This window comes from Microvirga ossetica, from assembly GCF_002741015.1.
Lineage (GTDB): Bacteria > Pseudomonadota > Alphaproteobacteria > Rhizobiales > Beijerinckiaceae > Microvirga > Microvirga ossetica.
In genome coordinates, this window is the sequence record NZ_CP016616.1 from 128,368 (window position 1) to 144,735 (window position 16,368).

Consider the following 16,368-nt stretch of genomic DNA (forward strand, 5'->3'; position numbering starts at 1 on the left):
CGACAATGTGCTGAAACCGACAGCGGGATGCTCAGGAACTATGCATGTGAGAGAGTTCCGGCAATTGATATTCCGCCCTCCCTGAAACGGCACGGTTCTTGCTTTGTTGCAACCGGGCACGAGGAGAATAACAAGCAGTGCTAAAGCGCGTGACAAGCGAATTCGGGGAAAAGGGGGACAGCTCCACGCCTGTTGCCTCCGACAGACGGTCGGTCGCAGGCCATGCGGGAATCTCCGTCGTCGACATTCGCGGATTGTCGTTGACCTATGAGGCTGCGGATGGTCCGGTTTATGCTCTGTCCGAGGTGGACCTGCAGGTCGACGAAGGCGAATTCGTTTCCTTCATCGGCCCGTCGGGTTGCGGTAAGACCACGCTTCTGCGCGTCATTGCGGATCTCGAGCAGCCGAATTCCGGCCATATCCATGTGAACGGCGTGAGCCCTGGCGAGGCAAGGCTCAGGCGCGAATACGGCTTCGTGTTCCAGGCCCCTGCCCTCTATCCCTGGCGAACGATCCGCAAGAATGTGGAGCTGCCGCTCGAAATCTTCGGTCTCTCGAAGACGGAGCGGCGCGAGCGCTCCGATAAGCAGTTGGACCTCGTGAACCTGACGGGTTTCGAGAACAAATTTCCCTGGCAGCTCTCCGGCGGAATGCAGCAACGGGCCTCCATTGCCCGCGCCCTCTCCTTCGATCCGAAGCTGCTGCTGATGGACGAGCCCTTCGGCGCCCTCGACGAGATCGTACGCGACCATCTGAACGAGCAGCTTCTTCAGCTGTGGAGAAAGACCGGCAAGACCGTTCTCTTCGTCACCCATTCGATTCCGGAGGCCGTGTTTCTTTCGACGAAGATCGTGGTGATGTCGCCGCGTCCGGGACGCATCATCGACATCATCGATGCCGGCGTGCTGGGTCGGGAGCGCAAGCTGGAAATTCGCGAGACGCCGGAATTTCTGAAGATCGCCCACCGGGTCCGCGAAGGCCTGAGAGCGGGGCATTCCTATGACGACTGACACGCTCTCTCTGGGCGTGCGCTCGAGGCCCCGCAAAGCCGCTCGCGCGTGGCAGGGCAGCGCGGTTCCTGTCCTCGTAGTGGTTCTGGCTATCGTGTCGCTCTGGTATGCGGCAGCCATCGCGATGAACTGGCAGGGCGTGGCTGATGCCTTCGAGCGCGCCGGTGAGCAGCGCAGCACGAGCGAGATTTTCCTTGGGACGCTGGAGCAAGAGCGGCCCATGCTGCCGGCGCCACACCAGATCCTGGTCGAATTGAAGAAGACCGTCATCGACACGCCGGTCACGTCCCGGCGCAGCCTGCTTTTTCACGCCTGGGTGACCTTGTCCTCCACATTGCTGGGGTTCGGCTTAGGCTCCCTCCTCGGCATCGTCCTCGCGGTATTGATCGTCCACGTGAAGACGCTCGAGCGCAGCCTCATGCCCTGGATCATCTCCTCGCAGACGATCCCGATCCTCGCCATCGCTCCGATCATCATCGTCGTGCTCGGCTCCATCGGCATTACCGGCCTTTTCCCGAAAGCCATCATCTCCGCCTATCTCTGCTTCTTTCCGATCACGATCAGCATGGTGAAGGGGCTCACGTCTCCCGACCTTCTGCAGCGCGACCTCATGCGAACCTATTCGGCCTCGTCGGCGCAGGTCTTCTGGAAGCTCCGCCTCCCCGCGTCGTTGAGTTATCTCTTCGCGGGCCTGAAGGTAGCCATCGCCATCAGCCTCGTCGGAGCCATCGTCGGCGAGCTGCCGACAGGTGCCCAGGCCGGTCTCGGCGCACGGCTCCTGGCCGGGTCCTATTACGGCCAGACGATCCAGATCTGGGCGGCGCTTTTCGCTGCGGCGGCTCTTGCATCCATCCTCGTCGCCATAGTCGGATTGTCCGAGCGCGTCGTGAACCGGCGTATGGGGGTGCGGTCCGCATGAACACCGCCCTTCGCGCCACGATCCTTATTCCCCCGGTCGTCCTCGGCTGTCTCGCGGCCCTGATCACGGTCCATCGCCCTGCATTCGCGGGCCAGGCCGGCCTCGGCTTCTGGATCCTGATCGCGGTCCTATGGCTCGCGGCGGGCTTTGCCCTGGGGGCCTTGTCGCATCTTCGACCCAAGAACCCGGGCGCACGCCGCGTCGTCGGTCTCGCGGTCCCGATCCTGTTCGGGGCCTTCCTGTTCTTCCTCTGGGAGGTCATCGTCGTCGGGGCCGGCGTGCCTTCGGTGCTCATGCCCGCACCGTCCGCGATCGCGGGTCGCTTCATGGCCTCTCTCCCGACCCTCAGGGACGATTTCATCCAGACCTTCGTGAAGTCGGTTCTGTCCGGCTACATCATGGGCTGCCTTTCGGGCTTCGTGGTTGCGATCGTCGCGGATCGGATACCGTTCCTGCGCCGAGGCCTTCTGCCGCTCGGCAATTTCGTGTCCGCGCTTCCCGTGATTGGGATCGCGCCGATCATGGTGATGTGGTTCGGTTTCGACTGGCCCTCTAAAGCCGCCGTTGTCGTGGTGATGACCTTCTTCCCCATGCTCGTGAACACGGTTGCCGGGCTTGCTGCGGCCGGAAGGCAGGAGCGCGACCTCATGCATTCCTATGCCGCCGGATACTGGACCACCCTGGTGAAGCTCCGGCTGCCCGTCGCGCTGCCTTTCATCTTCAATGCCCTGAAGATCAACTCGACTCTGGCTCTCATCGGCGCGATCGTCGCGGAGTTCTTCGGCACGCCGATCGTCGGCATGGGATTCCGCATCTCGATCGAGGTCGCGCGCATGGCCCTCGACATGGTGTGGGCGGAAATCGCGCTGGCAGCTATTGCCGGATCGGCCTTTTACGGCACGATCGCGCTCATCGAGCGCGGCGCAACCTTTTGGCATCCGTCGTACCGCACATAAGGGGATCGCGGGCGGCGTTTAGGAGGAGTGAAGAATGATCAGGACCACACTACTCGCGGGCGCCGTCGCTCTGGGCTTTTCGAGCGCCGCCTTCGCGCAGGCGGACAAGGTGACCATCCAGCTCAAATGGGTCACCCAGGCGCAGTTCGCAGGCTACTACGTCGCCAAGGACAAAGGCTTCTACAAGGAGGCCGGCCTCGATGTGACGATCAAGCCGGGAGGACCCGACATCGCGCCGCCGCAGGTCATCGCCGGCGGTGGGGCCGACGTGATCGTCGACTGGATGCCCTCCGCCCTCGCCGCCCGGGAAAAAGGCGTTCCGCTCGTCAACATCGCGCAGCCGTTCAAGAAATCCGGCATGATGCTCACCTGCCGCGCGGAAACCGGCATCAAGACACCTCAGGACCTCAAGGGCCGAACTCTCGGCGTATGGTTCTCCGGGAACGAGTATCCGTTCCTCGCCTGGATGGCGAAGCTCGGTTACAAGACCGATGGCTCTGCCGGCGGCGTGAAGGTGCTGAAGCAGGGCTTCAACGTCGATCCTCTGATCCAGAAGCAGGCCGATTGCATCTCGACCATGACCTACAACGAGTACTGGCAGGTCATCGATGCGGGCTTCAAGCCTGAGCAACTCGTGGTCTTCAAATACGAGGACCAGGGCGTCGCGACGCTCGAGGACGGCCTCTACGTGATGCAGGACAAGCTGAAGGACCCGGCCTTCGTCGCCAAGATGGCGAAGTTCGTCGCTGCCTCGCAGAAAGGCTGGGACTACATGCGCCAGAACCCCGATGACGCAGCCAAGATCGTCCTCGACAACGACGCCTCCGGCGCCCAGACCGAGAAGCACCAGAAGCGCATGGCGGGCGAGATCGCCAAGCTCCTCGACACCGCCAAGGGCAAGCTCGACCCGGCCGATTTCGACCGCACGGTCGCGACCCTGTTGTCCTCGGGCGGCGATGCGCCCGTGATCACCAAGAAGCCGGAAGGCGCCTGGTCTCACACGGTCGTCGACGCCAAGATGTAAGCAATACCGACGCTCCTCTCCCGATAACGGGAGAGGAGCGTCCAACCGTTCAGCAATCAAGAACAATCAAGGGAGATCCATCATGGCCCTTCTCATCCGCGGCGGAACCGTTGTGAATGCCGACTTCAGCCGACGCGCCGATGTGCTCGTGGAGGGCGAGCGGATTGTCGCCGTCGGCGAGAACCTCGAGGCACCGGCCGGAGCGGAAATCGTCGACGCAGGCGGCGCCTATGTCATGCCGGGCGGGATCGATCCGCACACCCACATGGAACTCATGTTCATGGGCACCGTGTCGGCAGACGATTTCGAGTGGGGCACCAAGGCGGCGCTTTCCGGCGGAACCACCATGATCGTGGATTTCTGCATTCCGGGAGCCGGCCAATCCCTCGTTGAGGCCTATCACGACTGGCGGCACAAATCCGAAAAGGCTGCCGGAGACTATTCCTACCACCTGGCGATCACGTCCTGGTCTGACGAGATCTCGCGCGAGATGGGCGAGATCGTGAACACCCACGGCGTGAACACGTTCAAGCACTTCATGGCCTACAAGGGCGCACTGATGGTGGACGACGATGTCCTGTTCCGTTCCTTCAAGCGCTGCGCCGAGCTGGGAGCCACCGCCCTCGTCCATGCCGAGAACGGCGACGTCGTGGCGCAGATGCAGAACATGTACATCTCGCAGGGCAAGACCGGCCCCGAGTTCCATGCCTATTCGCGGCCGCCCGAGGTTGAAGGCGAGGCTGCGAACCGGGCCATCATGATCGCCGACATGGCAGGTTGCCCGCTCTACATCGTTCACACCTCCTGCAAGCCGGCCCACGAGGCGATCGCGCGGGCAAGAGCCGAAGGCAAGCGGGTCTTCGGCGAGCCGCTGATCCAGCATCTGGTGCTCGACGAGACCGATTATCTCAACCGGAGCTGGGATCACGCCGCCCAGCGGGTCATGTCGCCGCCCTTCCGGCCGAAGCACCATCAGGACAGCCTGTGGACCGGTCTGCAGGCTGGATCGCTTCAGGTCGTCGCGACCGACCACTGCTCCTTCACCATGGAGCAGAAGCGGATCGGTTTGAACGATTTCCGCAATATCCCGAACGGCACCGGAGGGCTCGAGGACCGCATGCCCGTGCTGTGGACCACCGGCGTGAATTCCGGGCGGCTGACGCCGAACGAATTCGTGGCCGTAACCTCCGCGAATTCGGCGCGCATCCTTAACATATATCCCCAGAAGGGCGTCATCATGCCCGGGGCCGATGCGGATATCGTGATCTGGGATCCTAAGGCGACCAAGACCATCTCGGCGAAAAACCAGGTCAGCCGGATCGAGTACAACGTGTTCGAGGGCTACGAGCTCACCGGTCTGCCGGCCAAGGTCTATCTCCGTGGCCGGCTTGCGGCCGAGAACGGCCAGGTTCGCGCCGAACGGGGCGAAGGCCGCTTCGTCCCCCGTCGCCCGCTCCCGGCTTTTGCCGAAGCCCAGCGGCTCTGGAAGACGAACACCGCGCCCAAGGCCGTCGCGCGCTGACCGAGCTCAGTCCCGCACATATTTCGCCTCTCTGGTGACCTGTCATCAGAGAGGTCCTTCGCTTTCCTGGACATTGAAATGAGCATGCAGAACCTGACGATCAATCCGCAGCGCCTCTGGGACAGCCTCATGGATACCGCGCAGATCGGCGGCACCGAGAAAGGCGGGATCCGCCGTCTTACGCTGACCGATCTCGACCGTGAGGTTCGCGACTGGTTCCGAAGCCAATGCGAGGCGCTGGGCTGCACCGTGACGGTCGACCAGGTCGGCAACATGTTCGCGCTCAAGCCTGGGAAGAAAAGCGACGTCGCCCCCATCGCCATCGGCAGCCATCTCGACACCCAGCCGACCGGCGGCAAGTTCGACGGAGTTCTCGGCGTGCTCGGCGGCCTTGAGGTCATGCGCACCCTTCACGACCTTGGCTACGAGACAAACGCCCCCCTGATGCTCGTCAACTGGACCAACGAGGAGGGCTCGCGCTTCGCACCAGCGATGCTCGGATCGGGCGTCTATGCCGGGGTCTTCGACAGGGCCTTCGCCGACAGCCGCCAGGATCGCCAGGGTGCGACCTTCGCAGGGGCCATCGAGAGCATCGGCTATCGCGGAGAGGCCCCTCCCGGCTCGGTCAAGTTCGGCGCCATGTTCGAACTCCATATCGAGCAGGGACCGATCCTCGAGGCCGAGCAGAAGGTCGTGGGCATCGTTACCGGCGTGCAGGGGATGCGCTGGTATGAGATCGAGCTGACCGGGCGCGAGGCCCATACCGGCTCGACACCGATGAACCTTCGCAAGAATGCTTTGCTCGGGGCAGCGCGGATCGTCGAGCAGGTGGATCGGATCGCCCTCGAGCATAGCCCCTCCGCCGTCGGCACGGTCGGCCTCGTCGAGGTCACACCCAATTCCCGCAACGTGATCCCCGGCCACGTCTTCTTCACGGTCGATTTCCGCCACCCGGACGATGCCGTGCTCGACGTGATGGAACGCGAGCTTTTTGAGGCCGTGCCGGCCGTCGCCGCGGAGATCGGCCTCGACCATGACGTGAAGAAGGTTTGGGACTCGCCTGCCGTCCGTTTCGATCCGGATTGCATCGCCGCCGTCCGAACCGGCATCGAGAAGGTCGGCCTTCCCGCCCGCGAGATGGTTTCCGGCGCCGGTCACGACGCCGCCTATATCGCGCGTGTCGCTCCCACGACGATGATCTTCGTCCCCTGCGCCGGCGGACTCAGCCACAATGAGGCTGAGAGCACCACGTTCGAAGAGTGCTCGGCAGGAGCCCAAGTCCTTCTGAACGCCGTCCTGGAATACGACCAACGCTTCAGCGCCTGAGCTCTCCGGCTTCCGAGCGCCCCTGATGTCCAATTTGGGGTCGTCCAGATTCAGTCGCGCTTTGGCATTGTGAAGCCCCGCCTCGCAATGCCAAAGCCATTCCAAGCCAAAAAACCCTGCAGTTTAGCCAGCGAGGCTTTTATCGTTTGGCCGGCAACTGAATGATCATCAGCAGATTTGACCTTCCATAGCGATTTTCTGGCAGACATCATCGCGTTAAGAGATGACTGGAGCCTGATTACGATGAAAATCGTAAGGTTCTCTAGATTTTTTAAAGAATTCAGCGCGCTGAATTTTGCAGCCTCCGCACCGAGGTCGGACGTCTTACGAACAATGCTGCGGCTGGACCTTCCGATGTAGGGACTCCCTACTTCAAAATATCCAGCAGGCGCTACTTGTGTCGGCCAAATCTTAATTGTCTCATCAGAGCACTCCATCTGAATGGCTTCGCCGTTCGATGGGACGATTGGCACTTGTGCGCATTAGCGCCTCCAGCGATCGGGATCCACGTATGGCTTTGGCGGCCGACCTGAGGTCCGGGATCATGATGATGCCGGTTCTCGATAGTGATAGTTTAGAAGTTCTGGCATTCCGGCTCGATGCCGAGCCGGAGGCCATCCGCGCGATCGGCGACTGCCTGAGCGAGGACGAATTTCGGCGCGCCGAGGTGCTGAGATTGGAGCGTGACCGCCGCCGGTTTGTCGCCACCCGAGGCCAGTTGCGCCATCTCCTCGCTTCTAGACTGGGCGTCCTGCCGTCCGACGTCGAACTGGAGTATGGGCGGGTGGGCAAACCGTGTCTCTCGCGCCGAATGCCCGACCAATCGTTGCGCTTTAGCGTGTCTCGATCCGAAGACGTCGCCGTCATCGCCCTCTCGAAAGCGCGCGAGGTCGGAGTCGACATCGAGGCGGTCCGGCCTGTGCCCGAAACGGACGACATCGCGGCGCTTTGCTTTTCCGCTCCCGAGTATGAGTCCTATCGCAACCTCCGCCCGGAGGAGAGGCTTGAAGGTTTCCTGCGGAGTTGGACCCGGCTGGAGGCCATCTCGAAAGCATTTGGGTGCGGCTTGGGAGGTCCATTTCCTTCGAATGAAAGGGATTTCACCGTCATTACCTTTGTACCCAAACCAGCGTATATCGGGACCGTGGTAGTCCGGAATTGATATGCCCGTGACGCCATCCTTCCCTTACCATGCATGCAGAGAAACGAGCAGCCAAGCCTCTGCCATTGGACTGCCCGCAATGTCGCCCGAGCGAAGATTTTCTCGCACGAAATGCGGCGGATCGCGGACGAGACCATGGGGCACGGGAAGTGCTCCGCCTCTGCCGTCAACCATCAAGAAAAGGTTCGGAGGGCGCTATGAGTACAGACGTGATGCAAATTCCCGACCTTCTCGCTGGCCTCGCAGGCAGGGACATCAAGGTCTGGGTGGAAGGCGACAGGCTGCGGTGCAATGCGCCCACGGGAGCATTGACGCCGGAATTCCGTGACCAGTTGCGGGATCGTAAGAGCGAGATCATCGGGTTTCTGAACTTGGCCACGGCCTCAGTTCGCCAGCAGCCCGCCATCGTGCCGCTCCAGCCTCATGGGACGCGTACGCCCATTTATGCCGTACCCGGACACATCGGAGTTCCCTTCTCATTCTCCGCGCTCTCGAGGCACCTCGGAGACGATCAACCTTTCTTCGCGCTCCAGCCATCGGGCTTCGACGGTCAGACCGAGCCCATGGACCGGGTCGAAGACATCGCCGAGTACTTCGCCAACCAGATCGTCGAATTCCAGCCCACGGGCCCGTACATTATCGCCGGTTATTGCTCGGGGGGCGCCACGGCATTCGAACTGGCAAGAATCTTGAGTCAACGCGGGGCGAGTGTTCCCTGTCTGGCCCTCTTCGGCCCCCTTGACCCCAGCACGTACCGAGATCTCCCGCGCCTTCTGTACTTCTTTGCCAAGCGCCGCGCCGACCCCTTCCTACGAGCGCTGGCAAAGCAGCCGACGTTCGGCGCGCAGCTTAAGTACTTCGGCACTCGCCTCCTGAATCCGGTTGAACGGATCCGAGCGCTTCTGATTCACCTTCGCGAAAACAAGGAAGCGGTCCAGGCGGATCCGGTGCTGGCGAGCAGGGCTCGGCTCAAAGCCACGGCCATCACGGCTTTGAAGCGATATAAGCCTGCCCCGTATGCAGGCCGCGTGTGCATCTTCCTTCCGAACAAGGCCTGGCTGCGTTCGGGGGCAGCGCCGTATCGATGGCTTCGGGTCGCACCTCAGGCCGAATTTTATTACGGCCCCGAGGACTGCAACGGTCCCCTTATGCTCGAGGAACCGGACGCACCTGCCTTCGCCGACTTGTATCGCCAATCGGCTCGGAAAGTTTGAGTGATTTCCATGATCTGATTTTCAGTTTACGCAACGGGGAGCGTATCGCATGAACGAAGTCCTGCCCATCGCGGCCGAGAATGTGTCGCTTCCCCTGCTGAACGATGACGATCATCGGGCGCTGGTCATTGAGTATAACGCCACGGCAGCGCCCTATCCGTCGGACAAAACGATCGTCGATCTCTTTCGCGCGCAGGTGGCGCGCATTCCCGACGCTGAAGCAATCAGGTTCGGTGACGAGACGCTGACCTACCAGCAGCTCAACGAACGCTCCAATCAGATGGCCGCACATCTGACCTCGATCGGCGTGGGCCCGAGCCAGATCGTCGTCGTGTTCATGGAGCATTCCATTGAGGTCGTCGTCGCAATCCTAGGGATCCTGAAGTCCGGTGCAGCCTATGTGCCGGTGGATGCGGCGACGCCGAAGGGGCGCCTCGCGACGATCCTGAAGGACATCGCCAAGGGACGTGACGGCCAGGCTCCGGTGGCGGTCACACAGACGGGGCTGCAGTCTGTGATCTCCCCTAATCTCGCCGACATCTTTGTCCTCGATGCCGATTTCCGGTCAATTTCGACCCAGCCGGAACCGGACCGGCCCTTCGCCGCCACTCCGGACGATGTCGCCTACATCATCTTCACATCCGGCTCGACCGGCACGCCCAAAGGCGTCATGATCGAGCACCGGAGCCTGGTGAACTACATCTGGTGGGCCGCCCGGATGTACAGCTCGGGCGAACGCCTCGCGTGGCCCCTCTTCTCCTCGCTCGCCTTCGACCTGACTGTCACGACGCTCTTCACGCCTCTCATCACCGGCGGCCGCATCGTTGTTTATCGCGGCGATCCCGGCGTGCAGAGCATGGTCGCGCTCAAGGTTGTCGACGACAACGCCGTCGATATCATAAAGCTGACGCCGGCCCATCTCGCGATGATCCGCGACCGCGACTTGCGCGCAACGCGTCTGCGCAAGTTCATCGTGGGTGGCGAGGATTTCAAGACCGAATTGGCCCGCGACATCACGAACGCCATTTCCCATCCGGTCGAGATCTACAACGAGTACGGCCCCACCGAAGCGACGGTGGGCTGCATGATCCATCGGTTCGACATCGACCGGGATCGATCACCCTCCGTACCGATCGGCGTTCCGGGCGCCAATGCTGGGATCTATGTCCTCAACGAGGCGCTTCAACCGACCCCGTCCGGGATCCTTGGCGAGATGTTCATTGCCGGAGACGGCCTCGCGAAGGGCTATTTCAATCGCCCCGACCTGACCGATGAGCGGTTCCTCACGGCCACCGATCCCCGCGATGGCGTTTCGCGGCTGCGGCTGTACAAGACCGGAGACCTTGCCCGCTGGAATTCGGAAGGGCGCCTGGACTTCCTTGGCCGCGCCGACCATCAGGTGAAGGTCGGCGGCGCCCGCGTGGAGCTGGGCGAGATCGAAGCCCGGCTTCTGAAACACCCTGACATCCACGACTGCGCCGTTGCCGCCGTCGCCGTCTCGGTCGGAAAGCCTGCGACACAACTGCGCTATTGCGAGCGCTGCGGTGTCTCGTCCGATCTGCCCGGCACGACATTCGACTCAGCCGGTGTCTGCAATCTGTGCCGGGCGTTCGACACCTATGTCGAAAAGGCGCAGACCTATTTCAAGTCACCGGAAGATCTCCAGGTTCTCATCGCGGAGATGCAGGCAAACCGGAATAGTCCCTACGATTGCATCCTGCTGCTGAGCGGCGGCAAGGACAGCAGCTTCATGCTGTGCAAGCTCGTCGCGTAATTACCCAGGCCCTTGCACAAGTCGGGCTTCGCTGATTCCATGCCTGTATGGGCCGCAGCGATCTTGAGCGTCTGAGCAAGGAAGAGCTGATCGAGCTGGTGCTGCGACTGCAGCGGCCGCAAAGACCTCACGCACATCCTCCAAGCCGCCCTCGACCGATCGCAAAGAGCAGCGCGAGCGCTCCAAACCGGGCGGAGCCAAGCCCGGTCACGAAGGCCACAGCCGGATCCTCAGCGCCACGCCGGATGAGGTGGTCGAGCACCGTCCTGACCGGTGCTCGTGCTGTTCGGCTGTCCTGATGGCGGATTGGCCGGCGGAGACGATCAGCCTCCACGAGCAGATTGAGCTGCCGGAGGTGGCGCCCCGCGTCACCCAGCATCGGCGCCTGGCGGTGCGCTGCCGGGCGTGTGGAACGCGGGTCGCCGCGGCCGTGCCGGACGCCGCAAAGGGGACACCGTTCGGGCCCCGCGTCCATGCCATGGCGACTTATCTCAAGACCTTCCAGGCTCTGTCCTACGAGCGGCTGCAAAGCGCATTCGCGGATCTGTTCGGGCTCACCGTCAGCCAGGGCGGCCTGATGACCATGCTGCGCCGGGCGCAGGGCGCCTTCGCGGGCGAGCGCGACAAGGCGGTTGCGGCGTTGCGCCGGGCCCGGGTCATCGCCTCGGATGAGACCGGCGTTCGGATCGAGGGCTGCAACGCCTATCATTGGGTGTTTCGCTGCGCCGAGGCGGTGGTCCATCACGCCTCGCCGACCCGGGGCGCCATCGTGGTCCGGACCGTGATGGCCGTGCACCGGCCCGAGGTCTGGTGTTCCGACCGCTACAGCGCGCAACAGCGCCATGCCGACGCCCACCAGACCTGCCTGGCCCATCTTTCCCGCGACGTCGCCTCTGCCGATGAGGCGAGCGCGGATGTCCTGCCCTCCCGCCTCCAGCTGTGGCTGCACCGGGCCTTTGCCCTGGCGGAGGAGGTCGCAACCCTTGCCGCCTCGACCCTCGCTCGCAAGCGCCGCGCCCTGGAGCGCAGTCTGGACGCGATCCTGGCCGCGCCGACCTCCTGCGATCTGGCCCGTGACATTCAGAACAAGGTCCGGCGCGCCCGCGATCAGCTTCTGACCTTCGCCCACTGGCCTGGACTGGTTGATGCGACCAACAACGCCTGCGAACGCGCGCTCAGACCCGCCGTCATTCAGCGCAAGGTGACCAACGGCTATCGCTCCATGTGGGCCGCCGAGGGCGAAGCGGACATACGCACGGTCGTTGACACGGCTCGTCTCGGTCCGGGAACCAATGCGTTCAACACAATCCTTCAGACCGTGTCCGTCTGAACCTCAGTGCGAAATAGGGGCGTGGGTAATTACCTCGTCGCGATGGGTGTGAAGCCGCTCACCTTCACCCTGGACAATGGCTTCATCTCGGAAGGAGCCAAAGCCAACATCAGGCGGCTTGTGACGTCCCTCGGCGTGGATCACCACTGGGGAAGCACGCCCCATATGAACGAGATCTTCGTCGACAGCCTGAAACGGTTCGCGAACGTCTGCAACGGCTGCTTCAAGACGATCTACACCCTGGCCACGAACGTCGCCCGCGAGAGGGGGATCGGAGACATCGTGACCGGTTTGTCGCGCGGCCAATTCTTCGAGACGCGGCTGACCGAGGAGGTCTTCAAGCGGGACGATTACGATCCGGCCCGTCTTGACGCGCTCGTCGCCGAGGCACGCAAGGAATATCACCGCCGCGAAGACGCCGTATCGCGCTACCTCGATGTGGATGCATTCCGGAACGACTCCGTCTTCGAGGAAGTGAAATTCATCGACTTCTACCGGTACTGGAGCGTTCCCCTGGAGGACATGCTCGATTTCCTGAAGACGCAGGCAGGATGGGACCGGCCGGCGGATACGGGGCGCTCCACGAATTGCCTCATCAACGACGTGGGCATCTATATCCACAAGAAGCAGCGCGGACATCACAACTATGCCCTGCCCTACAGCTGGGACGTGCGGCTCGGCCAGAAAACGCGCGACGAGGCCATCGACGAGCTGAACGTACCCCGCATCAAGGAGATCATGGCCAAGATCGGCTATGTCGAGCCGGCTGCGGCCGAAGACGGCATCGCGCGCCTCGTCGCCTACTACGTCTCCTCGAAACCCATCACCGTGGCGGACCTGCGCGCCCACCTCGCCGAAGAACTGCTGGAGTCCATGATGCCGACGCACTTTGTTCGCCTGGAGCGCATGCCGCTCACGACCAACGGCAAGATCGACCGCGCCGCCCTTCCCGAGCCCACGGCGGAGAACATCCAGCCGGCGCAGGAGTTCGTGGCCCCCTCGACGGCGACGGAAAAGACGCTAGCCGCGTTGTGGTGCGATCTGCTGAAGGTCGATTCCATCGGCCGCGATGACAACTTCTTCGGTCTCGGGGGGCATTCGCTCCTGGTGATGCGGGCCGTGTCGCGCATGCGGGAAACCTTCGGCGTGGATGTGCAGCTCCGCAACCTCTTCGAACGTCCCACGGTGGCCGGACTGGCGGAGGTGATCGACGGGATGCTGTGGATGGCAGATTCGCAGGCACCTTCAACCTCCGAGGGGCCGAGGGAGGACATCGAAATCTAGCCTGCGGCGAGGTCTCAGAACGACCTCTTGAAAATCAGTTCGTATGGCGGGCTTTGCCCGAGTCGGACAGTAAAGCGAGTGGGAATCATGGACAGAGCTTGGGCGGAGGCACGCAGGACGGGATTGCCCTGGGCGGCCGGGGAATACGAACTTCTGCGCGACCAGGTTCGCCGGTTCGTCAAGGAGGAGATCAAGCCTCATGCGGACCGCTGGGAGGACGATGGGTTCATCCCCCGTCCAATCCTGCGCCGCATGGGCGAACTCGGTTTCTTCGGCATCCGCTATCCGGCCGAATACGGCGGCTCGGAAATGGATGCGGTCGCGTCAACGGTCTTTGCCGAGGAGCTCGGGCGCTCCACCTACGGGGGCGTCGCCATTGCGACGCTGGTGCACACCGACATGGCCTCCGTGCATGTCTTCCACGACGGGACCAAGGCGCAGCGGGCGCGCTGGATGCCGGGCATCATCAGCGGCGAGGTGATTACCGCTGTCGCCATCACCGAGCCGGATGCGGGCTCGGACGTGAAGGCGATCCGCACCCGCGCCCGCCGGGACGGCAATTCTTACATTCTCGACGGCGAGAAGCTCTACATCACGAACGGTGTCCATGCGGATCTCATCTGCGTCGCTGCCAAGACCGACCCGTCGGCCGGAGCCCACGGGATCAGTATGTTTCTGGTCGAGAAGGGCACACCGGGCTTCAGCGTCGCCCGGCAGCTCGAGAAGCACGGCTGGCGTTGCTCCGATACGGCGGAGCTCGTCTTCGACGGCTGTCGCATCCCCGCCGAGAACATCCTCGGCGCGGAGGGGGAGGGCTTCTACTCGATCATGCGCAACTTCCAGAACGAGCGTCTCGTTCTTGCCGCCATGGCGATAGGTGCGGCCGAGGCGGCGATCGAGATGACGCTCGCCTGGCTGAGAACCCGTCGCGCATTCGGGGGAGTCCTGTGGGACATGCAGGCGATCCGGGAGCGCCTCGCGATGCTCGCCACGAAGGTGGAAGCGGGCCGTCAGTTCCTCTATGCCACTGCCTGGCGCATGTCGGCGGACGAAGATTGCATCCGCGAGGTCTCGATGGTGAAGGCCTTCTGTGGCGAACTCGTCAACGAGGTCATGTACACGTGCGTGCAGTTTCACGGCGCCATGGGTTTCATGCGCGAGAGCCCGATCGAGCGCATGGCGCGCGACGCTCGCGTCCTGTCGATCGGCGGCGGTGCGACGGAGGTGATGTTGGAGGTAGTCGCGTCGATGTCATGATCTGCATCGAGATCATGACATCGATGTCGGAGGCGACGCCCGAGAGGCCCAAGCAAGGCTACTCTGCCGGCAGCCGCTTTAGCCCGCGTTCGAAGCCATCGTTACTGTCTCTGGCGTAGATATCCTCAATCCGCACGATGTCGTCTTCGCCGAGATAGGCCCCGGATTGCACCTCGATGAGGTTGAGTGGCACGCGACCCGGATTTTCGAGTCGGTGCACGCAGCCGAGCGGCAGATAGATCGATTCGTTCTCGCGCAGAAGAATCTGTTCGTTGTCGCGTGTCACCATCGCCGTGCCGTTGACCACGATCCAGTGCTCGGCGCGATGGTAGTGCATCTGCAATGATAGCTTTTCGCCAGGCGACACCGTAATGCGCTTCACCTGGAAGCGTTCGCCCGCGTGAAGGCACTGATAGAAGCCCCAGGGGCGATGCACGCGCAGTGTCTGAACGGCGCTATCATGTCCCCTCGCCTTCAATTCGTCGACGAGCTTCTTGACATCCTGGTCCCGATCCTTCGGCGCCACCAGAATGGCATCCTGGGTTGCCACGATGACGAGATCCTCGATGCCGACGGTCGCCACCAACGGACCATCCGAGCGAATATAGCAATCCTTGCTGTCAAGAGCGACTACGTCACCCAAGGCAGCTGTGCCATTCTGATCCTTTGCAGCCAATGACCATAGAGCCGACCACGCGCCGATATCCGACCATGCGCAATCCACGGGGACCACTGCGGCATGGGGTGTCTTTTCCATCACCGCATAGTCGATCGAGATGTTCGGTGCGCTCTGGAAAGACGTTGGATCGAGACGCAGGAAATCCAGATCGGTAGCCGCCTTGTCGACCGCCTGCACACACGCCTGTAGAACTTTCGGCTCCAGACGCTCTAGTTCTTCCAGAAAGCGGCGCGCCGGGAGCAGGAAGATACCGCTGTTCCATGCATAGGTTCCGGACGCCACATACCCGGCGGCAGTGTCTGCATCGGGCTTTTCTTTGAAGCCCTGGACACGGCGGATCCGTGGATCGTCGAGACTCTCTCCGCAGTGAATATAGCCATATCCTGTCTCCGGAGCATCGGGCGTGATGCCGAAGAGCACGAAATAGCCCTGCTCGGCGGCTTTCGTTCCTACTTCGACGGCAGCCTGAAATGCCGCTACGTCACCGATGCTGTGGTCGGCCGGCATCAGCAGAATCAGGCTGTCCGGATTTCGGCGGGTGGCCAATATGGCTGCTGCCGCCGCCGCCGGGCAGGTATTGCGTCCGAATGGCTCGAGCACAATGGTAGCATCCCCGCATCTCATCTCACGGAGCTGCTCCGCAATCAGGAATCGGTGCTCCGCATTGGCAATAACGAGAGGTGCTCCGAAAAGCGGCGATCCGGATACCCTCTGTAGGGTCTCCTGCAAAAGGCTTCTCTGTCCGAGAAGCGGGAGAAGCTGCTTCGGATAAGCCTCTCTGGAAAGAGGCCACAGGCGGCTTCCTGTGCCGCCCGACAGGATAACCGGAGTAATATGGCTCATCTCTGACATATCCACTGGAACAGGACGGTCGATAGAACGAAACGCGAACTACGCTGACCGCGCTCAAG

Annotated in this window: 13 protein-coding genes and 1 pseudogene; 12 read left to right on the forward strand and 2 right to left on the reverse strand. The window is 62.4% G+C overall.

Features of this window, described 5'->3' with window-relative positions:
- Positions 1-230 precede the first annotated feature (230 nt).
- The 6 genes from BB934_RS00565 (at position 231) to BB934_RS00590 (ending at position 6,757) form a co-directional block, all read left to right on the forward strand.
- Positions 231-1,010, forward strand: a complete 780-nt coding sequence (locus tag BB934_RS00565) for an ABC transporter ATP-binding protein (protein WP_099512561.1) — start codon at positions 231-233, stop codon at positions 1,008-1,010.
- Positions 1,000-1,929, forward strand: coding sequence for an ABC transporter permease (locus BB934_RS00570; protein WP_099507892.1), 930 nt, complete (start codon positions 1,000-1,002; stop codon positions 1,927-1,929). Before BB934_RS00565 ends, BB934_RS00570 begins: the two co-directional genes overlap by 11 nt.
- Positions 1,926-2,885, forward strand: coding sequence for an ABC transporter permease (locus tag BB934_RS00575; RefSeq protein ID WP_099507894.1), 960 nt, complete (start codon positions 1,926-1,928; stop codon positions 2,883-2,885). The genes BB934_RS00570 and BB934_RS00575 overlap by 4 nt, the downstream gene beginning before the upstream one ends.
- Before the next feature lie 34 nt (positions 2,886-2,919).
- A complete protein-coding gene (locus BB934_RS00580; protein WP_099507896.1) occupies positions 2,920-3,909 on the forward strand; it encodes an ABC transporter substrate-binding protein in 990 nt (329 codons plus the stop codon).
- 82 nt (positions 3,910-3,991) lie between these two features.
- Positions 3,992-5,431, forward strand: coding sequence for a dihydropyrimidinase (gene hydA / locus BB934_RS00585; protein WP_099507898.1), 1,440 nt, complete (start codon positions 3,992-3,994; stop codon positions 5,429-5,431).
- An 84-nt stretch (positions 5,432-5,515) separates the two neighbouring features.
- Positions 5,516-6,757: a Zn-dependent hydrolase gene (locus BB934_RS00590; protein ID WP_099507900.1), complete on the forward strand. Its 1,242-nt coding sequence runs from the start codon at positions 5,516-5,518 to the stop codon at positions 6,755-6,757.
- 50 nt (positions 6,758-6,807) lie between these two features.
- On the opposite strand, the gene BB934_RS46690 is transcribed toward BB934_RS00590, so the two are convergent.
- A complete protein-coding gene (locus tag BB934_RS46690) occupies positions 6,808-7,194 on the reverse strand; it encodes a hypothetical protein (protein ID WP_157933945.1) in 387 nt (128 codons plus the stop codon).
- A gap of 74 nt (positions 7,195-7,268) precedes the next feature.
- Between BB934_RS46690 and BB934_RS00600 the strand changes: the two genes are divergently transcribed.
- From BB934_RS00600 to BB934_RS00625, 6 genes and pseudogenes are all read left to right on the forward strand, one after another.
- Positions 7,269-7,919: a 4'-phosphopantetheinyl transferase family protein gene (locus BB934_RS00600; protein ID WP_237050127.1), complete on the forward strand. Its 651-nt coding sequence runs from the start codon at positions 7,269-7,271 to the stop codon at positions 7,917-7,919.
- A 212-nt stretch (positions 7,920-8,131) separates the two neighbouring features.
- Positions 8,132-9,133 carry a TubC N-terminal docking domain-related protein gene (locus tag BB934_RS00605; protein ID WP_237050276.1) on the forward strand — a complete coding sequence of 334 codons (1,002 nt, stop codon included), beginning with the start codon at positions 8,132-8,134 and terminating at the stop codon, positions 9,131-9,133.
- Between the two features lie 49 nt (positions 9,134-9,182).
- Positions 9,183-10,907, forward strand: a complete 1,725-nt coding sequence (locus BB934_RS00610; RefSeq protein ID WP_237050128.1) for an amino acid adenylation domain-containing protein — start codon at positions 9,183-9,185, stop codon at positions 10,905-10,907.
- Positions 10,908-10,954: 47 nt separating this feature from the next.
- A pseudogene (tnpC, locus tag BB934_RS00615) lies at positions 10,955-12,237 on the forward strand (IS66 family transposase).
- A 21-nt stretch (positions 12,238-12,258) separates the two neighbouring features.
- The gene (locus tag BB934_RS00620; RefSeq protein WP_237050129.1) at positions 12,259-13,521 is read left to right on the forward strand and encodes a phosphopantetheine-binding protein; all 1,263 of its coding nucleotides are present in this window, start codon (positions 12,259-12,261) and stop codon (positions 13,519-13,521) included.
- An 87-nt stretch (positions 13,522-13,608) separates the two neighbouring features.
- Complete coding sequence (locus tag BB934_RS00625; RefSeq protein ID WP_162299129.1) at positions 13,609-14,778, forward strand: acyl-CoA dehydrogenase family protein; 1,170 nt, start codon at positions 13,609-13,611, stop codon at positions 14,776-14,778.
- 58 nt (positions 14,779-14,836) lie between these two features.
- On the opposite strand, the gene BB934_RS00630 is transcribed toward BB934_RS00625, so the two are convergent.
- Positions 14,837-16,309: a mannose-1-phosphate guanylyltransferase/mannose-6-phosphate isomerase gene (locus BB934_RS00630; RefSeq protein WP_099507908.1), complete on the reverse strand. Its 1,473-nt coding sequence runs from the start codon at positions 16,307-16,309 to the stop codon at positions 14,837-14,839.
- Between the last annotated feature and the right edge of the window lie 59 nt (positions 16,310-16,368).

What these genes read in the sequence shown, in the direction of transcription:
- BB934_RS00630 (WP_099507908.1), bottom strand. Translation starts at nt 16,309, where the DNA reads ATGTCAGAGATGAGCCATATTACTCCGGTTATCCTGTCGGGCGGCACA.
- BB934_RS00570 (WP_099507892.1), top strand. Translation starts at nt 1,000, where the DNA reads ATGACGACTGACACGCTCTCTCTGGGCGTGCGCTCGAGGCCCCGCAAA.
- BB934_RS00625 (WP_162299129.1), top strand. Translation starts at nt 13,609, where the DNA reads ATGGACAGAGCTTGGGCGGAGGCACGCAGGACGGGATTGCCCTGGGCG.
- BB934_RS00575 (WP_099507894.1), top strand. Translation starts at nt 1,926, where the DNA reads ATGAACACCGCCCTTCGCGCCACGATCCTTATTCCCCCGGTCGTCCTC.
- BB934_RS00610 (WP_237050128.1), top strand. Translation starts at nt 9,183, where the DNA reads ATGAACGAAGTCCTGCCCATCGCGGCCGAGAATGTGTCGCTTCCCCTG.
- hydA (WP_099507898.1), top strand. Translation starts at nt 3,992, where the DNA reads ATGGCCCTTCTCATCCGCGGCGGAACCGTTGTGAATGCCGACTTCAGC.
- BB934_RS00605 (WP_237050276.1), top strand. Translation starts at nt 8,132, where the DNA reads ATGCAAATTCCCGACCTTCTCGCTGGCCTCGCAGGCAGGGACATCAAG.
- BB934_RS00600 (WP_237050127.1), top strand. Translation starts at nt 7,269, where the DNA reads ATGGCTTTGGCGGCCGACCTGAGGTCCGGGATCATGATGATGCCGGTT.
- BB934_RS00580 (WP_099507896.1), top strand. Translation starts at nt 2,920, where the DNA reads ATGATCAGGACCACACTACTCGCGGGCGCCGTCGCTCTGGGCTTTTCG.
- BB934_RS00590 (WP_099507900.1), top strand. Translation starts at nt 5,516, where the DNA reads ATGCAGAACCTGACGATCAATCCGCAGCGCCTCTGGGACAGCCTCATG.
- BB934_RS46690 (WP_157933945.1), bottom strand. Translation starts at nt 7,194, where the DNA reads ATGGAGTGCTCTGATGAGACAATTAAGATTTGGCCGACACAAGTAGCG.